General features: G+C 43.9%; 8 protein-coding genes. All 8 read left to right on the top strand.

All coding sequences use genetic code 11. The features are described from left to right. The first annotated feature begins 9 nt into the window (after nucleotides 1-9). The 8 genes from BN4609_RS11920 to BN4609_RS11885 all read left to right on the top strand — a co-directional run bounded on the left by BN4609_RS11920 (nucleotide 10) and on the right by BN4609_RS11885 (nucleotide 15831). Entirely contained in the window at nucleotides 10-1980 is a 1971-nt protein-coding gene (locus tag BN4609_RS11920; RefSeq protein WP_068856867.1) for a glycoside hydrolase family 97 protein, read from the top strand. Between the two features lie 103 nt (nucleotides 1981-2083). Further along, nucleotides 2084-3667, top strand: a complete 1584-nt coding sequence (locus tag BN4609_RS11915) for a glycosyl hydrolase family 28 protein (RefSeq protein WP_122982648.1) — start codon at nucleotides 2084-2086, stop codon at nucleotides 3665-3667. 241 nt (nucleotides 3668-3908) lie between these two features. Further along, entirely contained in the window at nucleotides 3909-5639 is a 1731-nt protein-coding gene (locus tag BN4609_RS11910) for a glycoside hydrolase family protein (RefSeq protein ID WP_068856865.1), read from the top strand. 216 nt (nucleotides 5640-5855) lie between these two features. Then, on the top strand, nucleotides 5856-7499 hold the full coding sequence (locus BN4609_RS11905; protein ID WP_068856864.1) for a hypothetical protein: 1644 nt from the start codon (nucleotides 5856-5858) through the stop codon (nucleotides 7497-7499). Nucleotides 7500-7852: 353 nt separating this feature from the next. After that, nucleotides 7853-10969 carry a SusC/RagA family TonB-linked outer membrane protein gene (locus BN4609_RS11900; protein WP_164071681.1) on the top strand — a complete coding sequence of 1039 codons (3117 nt, stop codon included), beginning with the start codon at nucleotides 7853-7855 and terminating at the stop codon, nucleotides 10967-10969. Nucleotides 10970-10982: 13 nt separating this feature from the next. Continuing rightward, the gene (locus BN4609_RS11895) at nucleotides 10983-12803 is read left to right on the top strand and encodes a RagB/SusD family nutrient uptake outer membrane protein (RefSeq protein WP_068856862.1); all 1821 of its coding nucleotides are present in this window, start codon (nucleotides 10983-10985) and stop codon (nucleotides 12801-12803) included. Nucleotides 12804-12824: 21 nt separating this feature from the next. Next, on the top strand, nucleotides 12825-13517 hold the full coding sequence (locus BN4609_RS11890; RefSeq protein ID WP_068856861.1) for a DUF3823 domain-containing protein: 693 nt from the start codon (nucleotides 12825-12827) through the stop codon (nucleotides 13515-13517). Between the two features lie 319 nt (nucleotides 13518-13836). Further along, nucleotides 13837-15831, top strand: a complete 1995-nt coding sequence (locus BN4609_RS11885; protein WP_068856860.1) for a sialate O-acetylesterase — start codon at nucleotides 13837-13839, stop codon at nucleotides 15829-15831. Nucleotides 15832-16868: the final 1037 nt, after the last annotated feature.

Genomic DNA, 16868 nt, shown 5'->3' with positions numbered 1-16868 from the left:
CAATAAAATATGAATTTACCAAGAACCTTGATGTTATTTATACTGACGGCAGTAATCATGTCCCATGCCGGTGCTTCAGAATACACAGTGGCATCACCCGACGGAGAATTATATGTAACAATATCAGATGATGGAGGAATACTTTCTTATAAAGTAATCTACAGCAACAATATAATGCTTTTGCCATCAAGACTCGGACTGAGTACAAATTTTGCAGACATGACGTCAGGGATAAGCATAACAGGAGTAAAAAGAAAATCCATAAACACATCATATACAGTTACGAGAGCAAAACGGTTGAAAACGGACTATCATGCGAATTGCATCGATTTATCATGCAAGGGAAATGACGATTATACCTTCACGTTAACATTTCGCGTCTCAGACAATGACATCTCATTCAGATATTACATTCCGGAGCAGCACGACGGCACAAGAACAGCAAGAATAATGGACGAACATACATTCTTCATGCTGCCACAACATACAAGGACGTTCCTAACGCCTCAGGCTCCTCCCAACACAGGATGGGAAGCGACAAAACCTTCTTATGAAGAAGATTATCAGACAGACATGCCGATGGATGAACCATCAAGATATAATGTCGGATATACTTTCCCATGCCTTTTCAGAACAGAAGATAAAGGATGGATACTCATTAGCGAAACAGGCACAACAGGTGATTACTGCGGATGCAGGCTTAGCGACTACGATTATACCAATGGATATAAGGTGGAGTTTCCACAAAAAGGAGAAAACAATGGAAGCGGAAGCGTACAACCCGCTTTCGGACTGCCAGGAAACACTCCATGGCGTACAATAACTATTGGAAACTCACTAAAACCAATAGTTGAGACAATGGCTCCATATAATAACGTAGAACAACTTTATAAAGCCAAAAAAGAATATAAGACCGGACACTATTCATGGAGCTGGCTGATTTGGCAGGACGCTTCATGCAATTATCCAGACCAGATAAAGTTTATAGACCTCGCATCTGAACTCGGAATGGAATACACACTCATAGATGCGAACTGGGATGAGGGAATAGGACGTGAAAATATAGCCAGACTCTCGGAATATGCGCAGTCTAAGGATGTCGGGCTGTTTTTATGGTACAATTCTAACGGGACTGCAAACAATCCTCCGCAAACGCCACGAAACATAATGAACAATACCGTAAGGCGGAAAAAAGAAATGGAATGGCTTGAGAGAATAGGAGTGAAAGGAATAAAAGTGGATTTCTTAGGAGGAGACAAGCAAGAAACAATGAAATTGTATGAGGATATACTGTCCGATGCAAACGATTACGGACTTATGGTGATATTCCATGGTTGTACGATACCAAGAGGATGGGAACGTATGTATCCTAATTATATGGGAAGCGAAGCTTGCCTTGCATCCGAAAACGTATATTTTCAAGAAAAGCATTCCGTCAGCGAAGCATTCGAGATGACATTACATCCTTTCTGCAGAAACGCAATAGGAAGTTTCGACTGGGGTGGGGTGATACTCAACAAATACATGAGCCATGATAATAACAGCCGTCATCAGAGATACACATCAGATACTTTTGAGATAGCCACTGCTATAACCAATCAGTCCGGAATAAACTGTATAGCCGTAACTCCAAACATAATGGGAAATATACCTCAGTTTGAAAAAGAAATTATAAGAAAACTGCCAACCTCATGGGACGAGACACTGTTTATAGACGGATTTCCAGGGAAATATGCCGTCATCGCACGCAGAAATGCAGACAAATGGTATATAGCAGGCATCAACGGAACTGAAAAGCCCATGAGATTAGACCTATACCTGCCTATGTTTTCAGGTAAACGCGCCAGTTGTATGATTGACAAAAAACTGAAAAAGGGACAAATAATACCCGACGCCGAAATGAAAAATATAACGATACCCAATGACGGAAAAATAAGAATGACTCTTCAGGGACGTGGAGGATTCATCATGATGCAATAAAACCAATTACACGGAAGAAACATATCCGATTACAGTTATTCTTCCTATGTGCATCAACAATATGCGATAAATATGATATTCAACATAAAACATATATAATGCAATGAAAAAGACCACAGCACTAATTATCTTAATGACAGTAGTAATCAACGTCGTAGCCAACGACTATAAGAAGTATAATAATGAATTATGGAGGGGAAATAATTTCTGTGCAAGTAATGGCTCATTCTGTACTTACGCAGTTCCAGAAGAATATCCTTTCATTGAAGGCACACCGGTGTTCAATGTCTCTATAAATGACAAAGCATATGTAGGGCTGTACAATGATTTCAACTATTGGAACGGAAATGTTTGCTTCGGATATTTTGATTTTAAAGAAGGGACCCATCCGACTATAACAATAACAACTGATACAGACATAAATGATTTTGAACTTTTACCTCACAACGCAGATATAAGTTATGTTGAAAAAGACAGACGTCATGTTTCCTTCAACATCAACAAGCCCAACCAGAATATCACTCTCGTAATAAATGGGAACTATAAAGGAAACGTGTTACATCTGTTCTGTAACAGAATGGAAAAACAGCCGGTGCCGTCTGACAAATATAATAAGGTAACACATTACGATAAACAATCGCAAACATACTTCTTCGGACCCGGTTACTGGAATCTGAAAAAAATACCAGGATGCAACGGAAGCATATCCATAAAGGGTAAACAGAAAATATACGTAGCACCCGGTGCTGTCATAAATGGACAACTAAGAATTACCGAATCTAACAAAGGTGTTGAATGCGCGAGAATCTTCGGACACGGAATGGTCATGAATGACAAAGAAACCGGACTTAATAGCCTGAGTGTTGAATACTCTGAAGGAGGGCATGTTGAGGGAATCCTTGTACACACTCACAGAAAACATTGCTGGCAAACCGTATTCTCTAATTGCTCGAACATAAAAGTGAATGATATGAAGATTGTATGCACACGATACGCATCAACCGACGGTATTGACATTATAGCAAGCAATAACTGCAGTTTTGACAATGTTTTCGTAAGAAGCTCTGACGACTGTGTGGCGATAAAAGGATTGGGAAACTTGCCTCCGGTGAAAAGCAAGCCTCAGTCTGGTCTTGAATTTAAGCGTATGCAACTCTGGAACGACTGCAACAACGCATTCGGGATAGGTGCAGAGACACGGGCTGCATATTTCAGCGACATAAGTCTGACAGACAGCGAGATTCTCTTTTCATATGATGACCCGGAATTTCACGAACACCTGGACGAAAGATCCGCTATGAACATCTGTTCACTTCATGGCACTTTCTTCCATAACATAAAATTCGAAAACATATACGTAAACCGTTGCGAACGTCTGATTGCAATGGGATTCAAAAGTAGTTTCTGGTTCGGTGCACTACAAGGAGACCAGAGCACAGACGGTGAGATAAGCGGAATAACTTTCCGTAACATATACAGTCCATACGACTCTGGCTCAGGCATTGCCAATAAAATATGGCTATACGGATGGTACAGTCCGGGAACTCCGACAAAATATATCCATGACATAAATTTTGACAATGTTGTGATATGTGGTAAAAAAATAAACAGCGATAAAGACCCTAATATAATAACGACAAACAAGGCTGTTGACAAACGTCTGGTATATAATATGACATTCAACTGACAAGAAAAAACATACACCAAATATTCATTTATCATGTAAACAAAGAGAATGATGCTACACGAAACGACAGGATGAAAACAATGAAATGAAGAGATAATAACCGTGTATTGAAATGCAATTCTGAAATATATTGCGGAGTCAGTATGAAACAATACAAAAATTACAGCATACAAGCTATTTCTTACATTCAAAGGATTCTTCTATTAATAAATTTGCATTTATAAAAGCACACACATATTTTATGAAAAAGACATTATTATTCTTAATTGTCGAGATTATCATATCAGTATCGTCCATAGCGCAAGACTTCAAAAGCTTCAACAACACTCTATGGAAAGGCACGGACTATCAGGCGACAGACAGTTCTCTGATAACATACTCCGTACCTGAGGAATATCCTTACACACAACTTAAACCAACCTTCAATGTGTCTGTTGATGACGTGTCTTACATAGGACTGTACAATGACAAGAACTTCTGGAACGGAAATGTGCAATTCGGATATATAGACTTTACGGAAAACAGGAAACCGTACGTCACCATTGCTTCGGAAAAGAAGATAAACAGTTTTGAAATACTGCCGCATGACGCTGACATAAGTGACATTGAGCAGACTTCAAGATACGTCAGGTTCAAGATTAACAAACCTCAACAGAACATAACAATTGTATTCAACGGAAGCTATAAAGGCGACATCCTGCATCTGTTCTGCAACAAAGTCGAGCCGAAACCGCAACTGACACGATTCTACAACAATAGGACTCACTATGACAGCCGCCTTGGAATATATTATTTCGGTCCTGGATATTGGGATTTGAACAACATCTCTACATTCGGCGGAAAACTGACTGTAAGCGGCAACAGAAAAGTATGGATTGAGGGAGGAGCCGTTGTTCTTGGACAAATAAATTTAAGCGGTTCTGTTTCCGGAGATGACTGTGCAAAAATATACGGACACGGAATAATAATGACTTCAGCAGAAACCGGAGGTAACAGCCTGAACATGTCGTGGACTGATGCTGGAAAAGTCGACGGTATCATTGTGTTCACCCACGGACACAGTGCCTGGCAAACAACTTTCACCGAATGCAAGAACATCAATGTAAGCAATATTAAAATAATAGGCACAAAATACGCCTCTACCGATGGGATGGATCTTACACGTTGCATAAACTGCACCTTCGATAACATATTCGTGCGCTCATGCGATGACGCGGTTGCCATAAAGGGACTTTACGACGAGAGCATACCAATATCACAATGCCCTCCGAATACCGGACTTACATTCAACAGAATGCAACTCTGGAACGACGGCAACAACGCATTCGGCATTGGCGCCGAAACACGTGCCTCGGAGTTCAGCAACATTAAGCTCACCAACAGCGAGATTCTGTTTTCATATGATGACCCTTATTATCATGAAAGACTGGACGAACGGTCTGCCATGAATATATGTGCGCTTCATGGCACTTACTTCCATGATATCACATTCGAAAACATATACGTGAACCGGTGTGAGCGGCTCATCGGTATGGGATTCAAAGAAAGTTTCTGGTTCGGCTCTATACAGGGTGATCAAAGTACTGACGGCGGAATAAGAAACGTAACATTCAAAAACATATCATGCCCGAATACATCACAGTCTGCAATAGCGAACAGTATACGACTTTATGGATGGGAAAAAGTAGGGACCCCGTCCAAGACCATAAGTGACATAACCTTTGACCATGTATCAATCGAGGGACAATACGTAAGTTCCATATCAGACAGACACATCGATATCAGCAGTCATGACATGGAAAAAGGACTTGTCAAGGGACTCATGTTCGCACCTATACAAACATCAATAAAAAACACATCATTCAAAGATTCTGACATTCAGAACGGAATATATAACATAAACGGAACTAAAACACAAAAGGCGGCAAAAGGCATCTATATAAAAAATGGAAGGAAATACATAAACAGATAAGCCTGCCTACAAGAATATTTGTGAAAACAAACATGTTAAGACAAAACTTATACTGTTCAAGCTGTTTGTTACACCCACTCTATTGATGTTTAAATAAATTTGCGACATAAGTAAAACACCGACAATCCAAAGACATAAGACATCATTAATCAAGACAAGAAACAAAAACTAATCCTATTCATATAAAAATTTACTCAACTAATAAATGATAATTTTATGAAAAAGAAAAAAATGATCTACATTATTACTGCAATACTTACTATGTGTGCAAGTAATTTGTATGCCTATGAAGGTGGAAACGGTTCAGCCGACTCCCCTTATCTCGTAGCTACAGCCCAAGACCTCCAGAACATCAAAGACGAGCCAACGGCATGTTACAGACTGGTAGAAAACATTGACCTTACTGACTTTGCATGGAGTACGTTTGATTTTTCAGGAACACTTGACGGGGACGGTCACGAAATATCGTATCTCACCATACCTGCAGGCGGTAACGGGGTTGGACTTTTCGGAAACTTTGACAGACCTGGTGTGATAAGAAATCTCACCTTACGTAACTTCGACATAGTGTGCGGCAACTGGGCTGGATGTCTTGTATCAACTTCAGGCAACTGGGAAGATAAAAAAAGTGGAGGTACAATAGAAAATTGCCGTGCCATAGACTGCAACATCAGCGGAGGTGAATGTATAGGCATATTCGCAGGAACCACCGGAGGGCTTACTGTAAGAAACTGCGCCGCATTAAACTGCAATGTCACAGGCACTGCCAACGTAGGAGGAATAATAGGTGACAGTGAGAAGAATGCCGGCTGGGAATATGGCGTATACGACTGCGTGTTCCTCGGTTCCATCAAGGCTTCCGGAGAAAATACCGGAGGTATATGCGGATTCATCAACACCACGACAGGTTTGAAAATAGAAAACTGCGTGACATATGGAGACATAACATCCACCGGACGAATAAGCGGAGGCATCTGTGGTGGCACCAACTGGAACACCGACAAATGCACTATAAACAACTGCTCTTCGTATATGAACATAACAAGCGACATGGTCGGAGGCATCATCGGCAAATCATTCGGACTTAAGATGAACAACTGTTATGCTACAGGCGTTCTCAAAGCAAAGAAACCTGCCAATCCCGCAGACGACGTATGGAGCGGAGGTCTCGTTGCGAGAAGCCTGAACAGTTCTGACGTAAACGACTGTTATTTCTCCGGAACAATAACAGCTGATGACGGAGCATATGCAGGAGGACTTTTCGGACAGAAAAACGCTGCGACAATGTCAAAATTATATTACAATACGGAAGGAGCGGCAACACCATTCGCTGATGGGGCTGATCCAAGTTCTTTCGACGTGTACGGACTCACGGCAACGCAGATGAAAGAAATTTCTAATTTCTCTTTTTCTGATATGAGTAAATGGACAGGCACAGACGGTGATATGACTCCATATCTGGCAACACAGGCGGCACCGGTGAAAATTAACACATGCGATATGAGCGGAATAGACGGAACGTGCGGTACAGATGTTGAGGAAATCACAATAATTGACGAAAGCTACTACTTCACCCTTGATGTACCTATTACAATAAATAACGGAACGTTTAAGGCAGAATTCCCTAACGACGAAGTGTTGGACGGAGAACGACTGGTTGTAATTGCAAAAGGTAAAGACACGATGTGGTCACCGGCTGTAAAGGCTGTTGTAGAAAAAGTGACAACTGGAATAACAAAAATAGAACAAGAAAAAGATAAAAAACAAAGCAACGCTATATACAACATGCAAGGAGTAAGAATCACTCGACCAGCGAAAGGACTCTACATCACAAACGGCAAAAAATATATCGCAAGATAATAAATGAACAACTGTATTGTGTTATGAACTGAACTGTTATCACAAATAAGTCGTTATACTTCATTCTCTTTTCGTAATGCTGTCATACATATTGATTTCTAATATGTAAACACAGTTGAGAAGAAAGAGGTATGAAGGTCAGACAGCCATATGTAAGTGTATAAAGGTCTAACGGCTTATTTGTGATTATACTAAACTCTAAATAAAGGCAGTTTCCCAAAATAACATAAACTGCCTCACTAACCTCTTATAATAAAAAAATCAAACCGATACACATGGAAAGAAAAAAGACTTTTCCGGCATTTTTCAAATACATTACCTTAGTTTTAGTATGTGTCGCCACTACATATTCCATGGCTGCAACAAAAGCACACTACAATGCATTTTCACCTTCATGCACGCTACAGTCTGATGACGGCAGGATACTGAAAGGTCATGTGACTGACGAAATGGGACAGCCCATGATAGGTGTTGTTGTGAACACTGAGAATAACATGTTAAAAACCCTTACAGACATAAACGGTAATTTTGAAATAAAGGTTTATGACAATACCGTGCTCATTCTGACATTTATAGGATATAAAACAGAAAAAATATCCGTAAGCAACAGACAGGAGATAAATGTCAGCATGCAGCCGGTAAGTGCCACGATAGACAATGTCGTTGTAATAGGATATGGCACGGCAAAGAAAGAATCGCTTACATCGGCAATATCAACATTAGACTCAAAAGACATAGCACGTTCATCGGCTGTCAACACTTCAGGTGCCATTGCAGGGAAGATTGCCGGTGTGAACTCACGTCAGTCACAGGGAAGACCGGGAGATGTCACAGACATAGTGATAAGAAACATGGGGGCTCCTTTATACGTGGTTGACGGAATGCAAGTAGACGCAGGACAATTCAACAATATTGATTTTAACGATATAGAAAGCATATCCGTACTGAAAGACGCTTCAGCGGCAATATATGGAGTAAGGGCTGGCAACGGTGTTATAGTAGTGACTACGAAATCCGGACGGAGAAAAACGAGTAGCACCATAAACGTAAACGGATACACCGGCATTCAGTCAATGTTCAGATACCCGGACGGAGCGGACGCCGCTACATGGGTAAGGGCGAAAGCCCAGTCTGCTACAATTCTTAAACAGACTAATCCGTATACTCCGGAAGACCTGCAGAAATATTATGATGGGACGGAAAAAGGTTACCGGAACTTCAACTGGAAGAAATTCATATTCGATACTGCTCCGCAGAACTACATTGAAATAAACTCTACAGGAGGTTCCGAACGTATGAGTTATTATGCAGCCATGAGTCATGTGAAGCAGGAGTCAATCGTAAGAAACTATGGACACTTCGAACGCACTAACCTACAACTCAATGTCAACGCCGATATAGCAAAGAACCTTACCTTCGGCATGAAAATAAACGGACGTGTTGAGAATACCCATCATGTGGCGTTCAATTCTTATCTTTCGGGAAACGATGCATATTGGACCGCATTCTACGCATCTCTCAACAACGAGCCAATAATGAGACCTTACGCCAACGATAATCCTAAATATCCTGCCGTATGCCGCGGAATATACACAAACTTCGCTAATCTCACATATGAAAGGGCTGGCACAGATAAAGACAGTTGGAGAATTTTTCAAGGAAGTCTCAATCTGGAATGGGAACCTTTAAAAGACCTCAAACTCAAAGGCATAATAAACTATATGGTCGGAGCACGGCGACACAACATGAGAGCCAAAGGCTATTCGCTGTACGGATATGATGAAGCCACTGACACATACTATGAGGCCATACGCTCAAACTCTGGACTCATACAAAGAGACTACATGAATGAAGAACTGATAAACGGACAGTTGAGTGCCAACTACAACACTACAATAGCCGTAAAACACAAGATAAGCGCATTCATAGGAGCGGAGAATTATCTCAATTCTTATCCTAATCTCACAATACAGAGCAAACCGGAAACTGACGCTGTAAAACTTCTGGACAAGAACGATGTCACGCTGATGAATGATGTGGGCGACGAAAAAAGTGCACGCGTAGGATTCATGGGGCGTTTCAACTACAGCTATGCAGACAGATATATATTGGAATTCTCCGCACGATACGATGGTTCATGGAAATTTCCGCCAAACCACAGATGGGGATTCTTTCCTTCTATATCAGGAGGATGGCGCATGTCCGAGGAACCGCTTTGGCAGAAGCTTGACTTACAGAAATACATACAATATATGAAGATAAGGCTATCATGGGGCATTCTCGGAGATGACAACATAAGCGGATACAATGCCAACAGCTGGCGAGGGGGATATAACTACGGAACAGCGGGAGCCGTGATGGACGGAGCATATATCACAGGAGCTTCCGTAAGATCGCTTCCAATAACAAACATATCGTGGATAAAGGCTCATATGCTTGATGTGGGAATAGACTTCGGATTGCTTGACAACAGACTCACGGGAACATTCGATTTCTTCCGTAGAGAACGGAAAGGCTTGCCGGCAGGACGTTATGACGTAAGGCTGCCTGGAGAAGTAGGATTCTCACTGCCAAGTGAAAACCTCAACTCAGACCTTGTCAAAGGTTTTGACGCTTCGGTGAAATGGACTGAAAGGAAACAAGACTTCTCTTATTCAGTAAGCGGCAACATAACATTGGCAAGACGATACAACTGGAACCAGTACAAACCTACATTCGGAAACTCAAGAGACTACTACGTTTACAACGCCCGTCACAGGCTCGCAGGAGCAGCATGGGGACTCGTCTGTATAGGACAGTTCCGCACATGGGAAGAAATAGCTGAATATCCTGTCAATATCGACGGCAAGGGCAACAGCACGCTGCGTCCGGGAGACCTCATATACAAAGACACCAATAAAGACGGAATAATAACAGATGATGACCAGCAGGCGGTAAGTGTGCTGGGTTATGAAGACAGAAACACTCCTATAATTAATTTTGGAATGAGTCTTTCATTGGAATGGAAAGGTATGGATTTCGCCGCTGATTTTGCAGGAGCAGCAAAGGTCACACACATATTTAATTGGGAACAACGGTTTCCTTTCCATTCTGGCAACTCGCCCATGAATATGCTTGCCGACCAATGGAGACTCTCCGACCCGTTCGATGCCGGCAGTGAGATAATACCGGGACATTATCCTACTAACATTGTAGGAAACGCCGGACACTCGAACTACAGATTCAGCACGTTCTGGATGAAAGACGTGAACTACATCAAGCTGCGCAACCTTGAGATAGGATACACGCTCCCATTACAGTGGACGGCAAAATTAGGCATAAAGCGCATGAGAATATACACACTCATGCAGAATCTGTTCTCTATAGACAATCTCGGGTATTACAACATCGACCCTGAGACAGCCTCTACAGCCGGGTTCGACTATCCGACTATGAGAATTATAAACTTTGGTTTCAATCTGACATTCTAAAAACAGCATTATAATGAATATAAAATATATATTAAAGGGATTTATAATTGCCGTCGTTTCAGTAATCGCCATTTCATGTGACGACTTCCTGAACAGAAGTTCTTCCACCATATTCAGCGATGAGGAGATATTCAAAGACGCATCGATGATAAAATCAGTGCTCGCAGGATTCTACGCCGGACTTGACTACGAACCGACATGGAGCAGTCCGCAAGGGTTCGGACTTCTTGACGAGGCGACACAATATGAGGGAAAGACCGACACAAAATATGGCTACACACTATGGAGAGCATATCCTTACACCGCCATACGCAACATAAACATCTTCATAAAGAATCTTTCTGACACGAAAGTACTTACTGAGGAAGAGAAAAAACAGTATATTGCAGAAATGAAAGTATTGCGGGCATGGCATTACTTCTGTATGGCACGTTCTTTGGGTGGAATGCCCATCGTAGGCGACACTGTATACAACATCACCGATAATGTCGGAGGCATGAGACTTCCGCGCAGTACGGAAGCCGGAATATACGACTATGTAATATCTGAATGCACAAATGCGGCAAACGTGCTCTCTGCAGAGACCGGCGCAGCCAATCATTGCACAAGAGTAAACAAATGGGTGGCTCTTGCACTTAAGGCAAGAGCAGCCATATATGCGGGAAGCATAGCAAAATACAATAATCTTGTTACACCGCAGATAAAAACATCCGGAATGGAAGTGGGAATACCTGCCGGTATGGCAGAGAAGTACTACAGAACAGCGAAGGAAGCCGCATGGGAAATAATAAACTCAAAAAAATACGGTCTATACAATAAGGAATACGACAAGGCTTACAATTTCTACAAAGCCATGATCGACAAGAACAACAATCCTGAGATAATATGGGCGAAAGACTATCTTTATCCCAATGCGGTAAACTCGTGGTCGGTAAATGCCGTACCCACTGCCGTGTCGCTCACTCTGACAAACAACGAGATAACGCCTCTGCTCAATCTGGTGGAAAGCTATGAAAGACTTGACGGAAGCGACCCGGAAATAAAAACAAAACAGATTAACGGTGATTATGTGTTCTACGACTCACCGGAAGAACCTTTCAGAAACAGAGACCCAAGACTACACGGCACCATAATTTGCCCGGGAGACATGTTCCTCAACACAAAAATAGTGTATCAGGCGGGACAAATGCAGCAACAGGGGAAAAAGTGGAAGAAAATTGTAAAATCCGTAGGGACAAATGACGCCGACGGAGACATAATAACATCGTTGAACGGTCCGGAGGAAACCGGAGGAGCATGGTGGAGCAACAAGACTGGATTCAACTTCTGCAAATTCGTGGAGACAAACGCTGAGAACCGTAATCCTTCACACGGAGGAGAGACTTGGACCATAAGGTTCAGATATGCCGAGGTCCTACTCATATATGCTGAGGCTTGTCTGGAACTCCACGAGGAAAGCGAAGGACTGCCTTATCTCAATCAAGTAAGGGACAGAGCAGGAGTGCCGTCCCTACAATCATACGACATAAAAACAATCGAACATGAACGAAGGGTGGAGTTTCCACTCGAGAACCAGCGTTTCTGGGATATGAAAAGATGGCGCAGGGCACACATGGTATGGGACGGTACGTCAGACTCTTCCATACAATGGGGACTGTTCCCATATCACATAAAAGACAGACGGAGCAAACACAACGGGAAGTGGGTATTTGAGAAGATACCAAGCGTATCGATGCCTAAGGCACGCACTTTCGAGCTTGCCAACTACTACAGTTTCATAGATGACAACATGCTCAAGAACAACCCCAAACTCGTCAAGAACCCTTATCAGTAATTATAACATAAAAAAGACATTATGAAATTTACAGAATATTGCTTATCATTTGTTGTAATAACATTTCTCATTACATCACTCACGTCGTGCGAAGCCGACAACATGGACGCGCCGGACTGCCATTTGACAGGGAAGATTGTATATAAAGGACAGCCCATTGGAGTGGAATGCGAATCGGGTAGTGACAATTCTGTCACTACCACCATGATTGAACTGTGGCAGGACGGATTCGGAGCATCGTCAGCACAACGTGTTAATGTAGCACAGAACGGTTCGTTCTCTACTTATGTGTATGCCGGTAAATGCCGGCTTATTACCAAAAAGGGAGTAGGTCCGTGGCTTGACGGCGATACTGTCAGCGTTAACGTAAAAGGCAATACGAATATTGAGTATGAGGTAACTCCTTACTTCACTGTCTCGAACGAACATTATTCACTGTCCTCCGACAGTATCCTGACTGTAAGGTTCAGTGTGGAAAAAATAGTACCTGATGCGATAATAAAGAATGCCGGTGTTGTTATAAACAATACAAGATTCGTTGACCTCACATACAACAGAACAAGCATAAAAAACACTCCGCAACCGGGTGAGCTGACATACACCATAGACCTGCGTTCATTAAAAGAGAATATACATCTTTACGCACGCGTGTTCGTTATTGCAGAGGGTGCCGACGCTGCCGCATATTCAGTAGAACCTTATATGATATGGTAACATTACATTAAGGCATTCATGCATGGTGGAGAACTTACGTTTTCCACCATGCTGTATGTATGACAACTCTTTTGCTGGCATAACACATATACAAATACATGTGAAAAAGAATACATATAAATACAAATAGCTGGTCTGTGCGTATTATTGCATATACGAAAAAAAACGGTAAAGCATGATATGACAATATTTTTATATACCTTTGTGGAGATGAGCTGCACTCGGGCAAACAAGAGCAAGCTCTTTTGCCGCTCGTTTGCATTATCTTTGTGAATAACATAACAATCTGGACTTTTATATATTATATACTTTATATACTATGAGAATAAAAACGACATTTATCATGTTTGCCTTATCATGTGCGGCGACAAACGCACAGGTAAGACTGAGCCCGCTCTTCACCGACAACATGGTGATGCAGCAGAGGACCGACGCTCCTATATGGGGCACATGCGAGGCTGGCAGGACGGTAAGCGTCACCACATCATGGAACAGGCGCAAATACGAGACTGTGGCTGGCAGCGACGGGAAATGGAAGGTGAAGGTAGCCACGCCCAAGGCAGGCGGACCTTACGAGATAACAGTAAGCGACGGCACTCCGGTGACGCTGCGCAACGTCATGATAGGGGAGGTATGGCTGTGTTCGGGACAGTCAAACATGGATATGCCAGTCAACGGATGGGGACAGGTGAACAACTATGAGGCTGAGGTGAAAGCCGCCGGTCACCCTGACATACGTCTGCTGCGCGTGGACAACGTCATGGCTATGCAGCCGCAGCAGAGCTTCACGGCAATGAACGGCGGATGGCAGGTATGCTCGCCGGAGGTCATAGCTCCTTTCTCTGCCGTAGCCTATTTCTTCGGCAGGGACATAGAGAAATACCGCGACGTGCCGGTGGGACTGATACAGTCGAGCTGGGGAGGCACTCCCGCCGAGGCATGGACCAGCGGCGAGTCGCTCACTGAGATGCCCGAGTTCCGCGGAGAGGTGGAACGCATAGGCTCCATGCCGGACAACAAGGAGGAGCGCGCGGCAATATACAAGGATGAGCTTGCCGGATGGTTCGACAAGCTTAACGGCAATGACCCGGAGTTCAAGGACGGACGGTTCGCTTATTTCGCCGCATCCTACGACGACTCGGGATGGGACGACACTCCGGTGCCGGGATACATAACCGACAGCAAGTATGGGGCGTTCGACGGAATGATAATCTACCGCAGGGTGGTAGACATTCCCAAGACCATCGCCGGAAAGGGTCTCACCCTTTGTCTGGGCAAGGTGGACGACGACGACATGACGTTCTTCAACGACGTGATGATAGGCAGCACCACCGGTCCGGGCGAGACGAGGGAGTACACCATACCGGCAGGAGCGGTGAAAGCCGGCAAGGCGGTGATAACGGTGAGGAGCATCGACACCGGCGGACTGGCTGGAATAACGGGCTACGACGACCGTGAATGCCGGCTCACGGCTGAGGACGGCACAACGATAAGTCTCAACGGAACGTGGAAGACACGGATGGCGGCTCCTCTGAGCTCGCTCTCTTCCAAGCCGCGCGACCCCGTGAGCGACCCGAAGAACGCATGCGTGCTCTACAACGCGATGATAAATCCGCTCGTGGGATATGCCATCAAGGGTGCCATATGGTATCAGGGAGAGGACAACTCCAACCGTGCGTGGCAGTACCGCGACCTCATGCCGCTCATGATAGAGGACTGGAGGCAGAAGTGGGGCTACGACTTCCCGTTCTTCATGGTGCAGCTCGCCAACTTCATGCAGCGTCACGACCAGCCCACCGAGTCGCGTTGGGCAGAGCTGCGCGAGGCTCAGCAGATGACTGCCGACAGACTCTCAGGGTGCGGAATGGCGTGCATAATAGACATAGGAGAGGCTGGCGACATCCATCCGCGCAACAAACAGGACGTGGGGCACAGGCTTGCGCTGCTGGCACGGCAGAAAGTGTATGGTGAGAAAGTGGAGGCTTCGGGACCGGCATACCGCGATTGCCGCATAGAGAAGAACACCATCAGAATATTCTTCGACCACACTGCAAAAGGTCTCGCCATAAGCGACGGACAACAGCTCAAGGGATTCGCCATAGCCGGACCCGACCACCGGTTCCACTGGGCGGACGCTGTGATAGACGGCAACACTGTTGTTGTGTCCTCACCGGAAGTGAGACACCCCGTGGCTGTGCGCTATGCATGGGCGGACAACCCTGAGTGTAACCTCACAAACAGCACCGGTCTGCCGGCTGTGCCTTTCCGCACCGACGACTGGAAGGGACTCACCTACGGCAACACTTCATACTGACCTTACGCACAAAGGTGGACTTTCACCGTGCGGCAATATAAAAATAAAAAAAGGAATGTGGCGGGACGCTTTGCCCGTAACATTCCTTTTTCTCATGTATGCGCATTTATCAGCAATCATAATTTACCTGTCGCATATGATATCATGGCATATTTCATCAATAATCATGACGGCGCGAGCCCTGTAGAGACGCAAAATCTTGCGTCTCACGAGCAACGATTGCGATATTGGCAGTGACGGTTTATTACTTCTATATTTGCACCGTTTGCTTGTGAGACGCAAAATCTTGCGTCTCTACTTTAGTGGTAACGAATAATAAACAGCGTATTCTTATCAATAATTATGATGGCGAGAGCCCTGTAGAGACGCAAAATCTTGCGTCTCACGAGCAACGATTGCGCTATTTATACTGCTTATAATTACTCACGAAATTTGCATTTATCCCTTGTGAGACGCAATATTTTGCGTCTCTACTTTAGTGGCATGCGTATAATACGGATGGCGTATCAAGTGACGCGACGGAAGCTGTCGGCAACCTTTCTCTTATGAAACGCACATCACGTGCAGGCATGACGCGAAGTAAAAAATCTTTACATTTCATTTCCGTAAAACAGCGGTGAGACGACACGTTCACGTCTCTTTAAGGCAACCGGCATACGTTCAGTATATGCAAGGGAACCGCATAAAAACTCGTGTCTTTCTTCTTTATATCGTGAATATTGTTCTTTTTAAGAGCGACTGATACTCTCTACGCAGACGCGCACACCATATCCGCCCGCCGCGAGAGCCTTTCCTGTGACCTCATTGAGGCTTTACGGCACACCCAAAGAGCCTTTTTCACGCCACGGAAGAGGCTTTTCCGCAGCGCAACAATACCATCATTATGACACATTATGGCGCAACACACTGATATACAACGCATTTCGCTAACCTTCAAAATACGGGCTTATTTCAGCCATTAAGGCAGTACGGTCAGCCAGAGACGATTCTCAGCGACTTGACGTTGTGCTGTTTTTCTTCTTTCTTACATCATATCG

Origin of the sequence: Leyella lascolaii (assembly GCF_900079775.1) — a bacterium.
GTDB lineage: Bacteria > Bacteroidota > Bacteroidia > Bacteroidales > Bacteroidaceae > Prevotella > Prevotella lascolaii.
The sequence above is the reverse complement of the archived record's forward strand: the minus strand, read 5'-3'. Positions and strand labels throughout refer to the sequence as shown.

Coding starts and splice junctions, on each gene's coding strand:
- BN4609_RS11920 (WP_068856867.1), top strand. CDS start 10: ATGAATTTACCAAGAACCTTGATGTTATTTATACTGACGGCAGTAATC.
- BN4609_RS11915 (WP_122982648.1), top strand. CDS start 2,084: ATGAAAAAGACCACAGCACTAATTATCTTAATGACAGTAGTAATCAAC.
- BN4609_RS11910 (WP_068856865.1), top strand. CDS start 3,909: ATGAAAAAGACATTATTATTCTTAATTGTCGAGATTATCATATCAGTA.
- BN4609_RS11905 (WP_068856864.1), top strand. CDS start 5,856: ATGAAAAAGAAAAAAATGATCTACATTATTACTGCAATACTTACTATG.
- BN4609_RS11900 (WP_164071681.1), top strand. CDS start 7,853: ATGGCTGCAACAAAAGCACACTACAATGCATTTTCACCTTCATGCACG.
- BN4609_RS11895 (WP_068856862.1), top strand. CDS start 10,983: ATGAATATAAAATATATATTAAAGGGATTTATAATTGCCGTCGTTTCA.
- BN4609_RS11890 (WP_068856861.1), top strand. CDS start 12,825: ATGAAATTTACAGAATATTGCTTATCATTTGTTGTAATAACATTTCTC.
- BN4609_RS11885 (WP_068856860.1), top strand. CDS start 13,837: ATGAGAATAAAAACGACATTTATCATGTTTGCCTTATCATGTGCGGCG.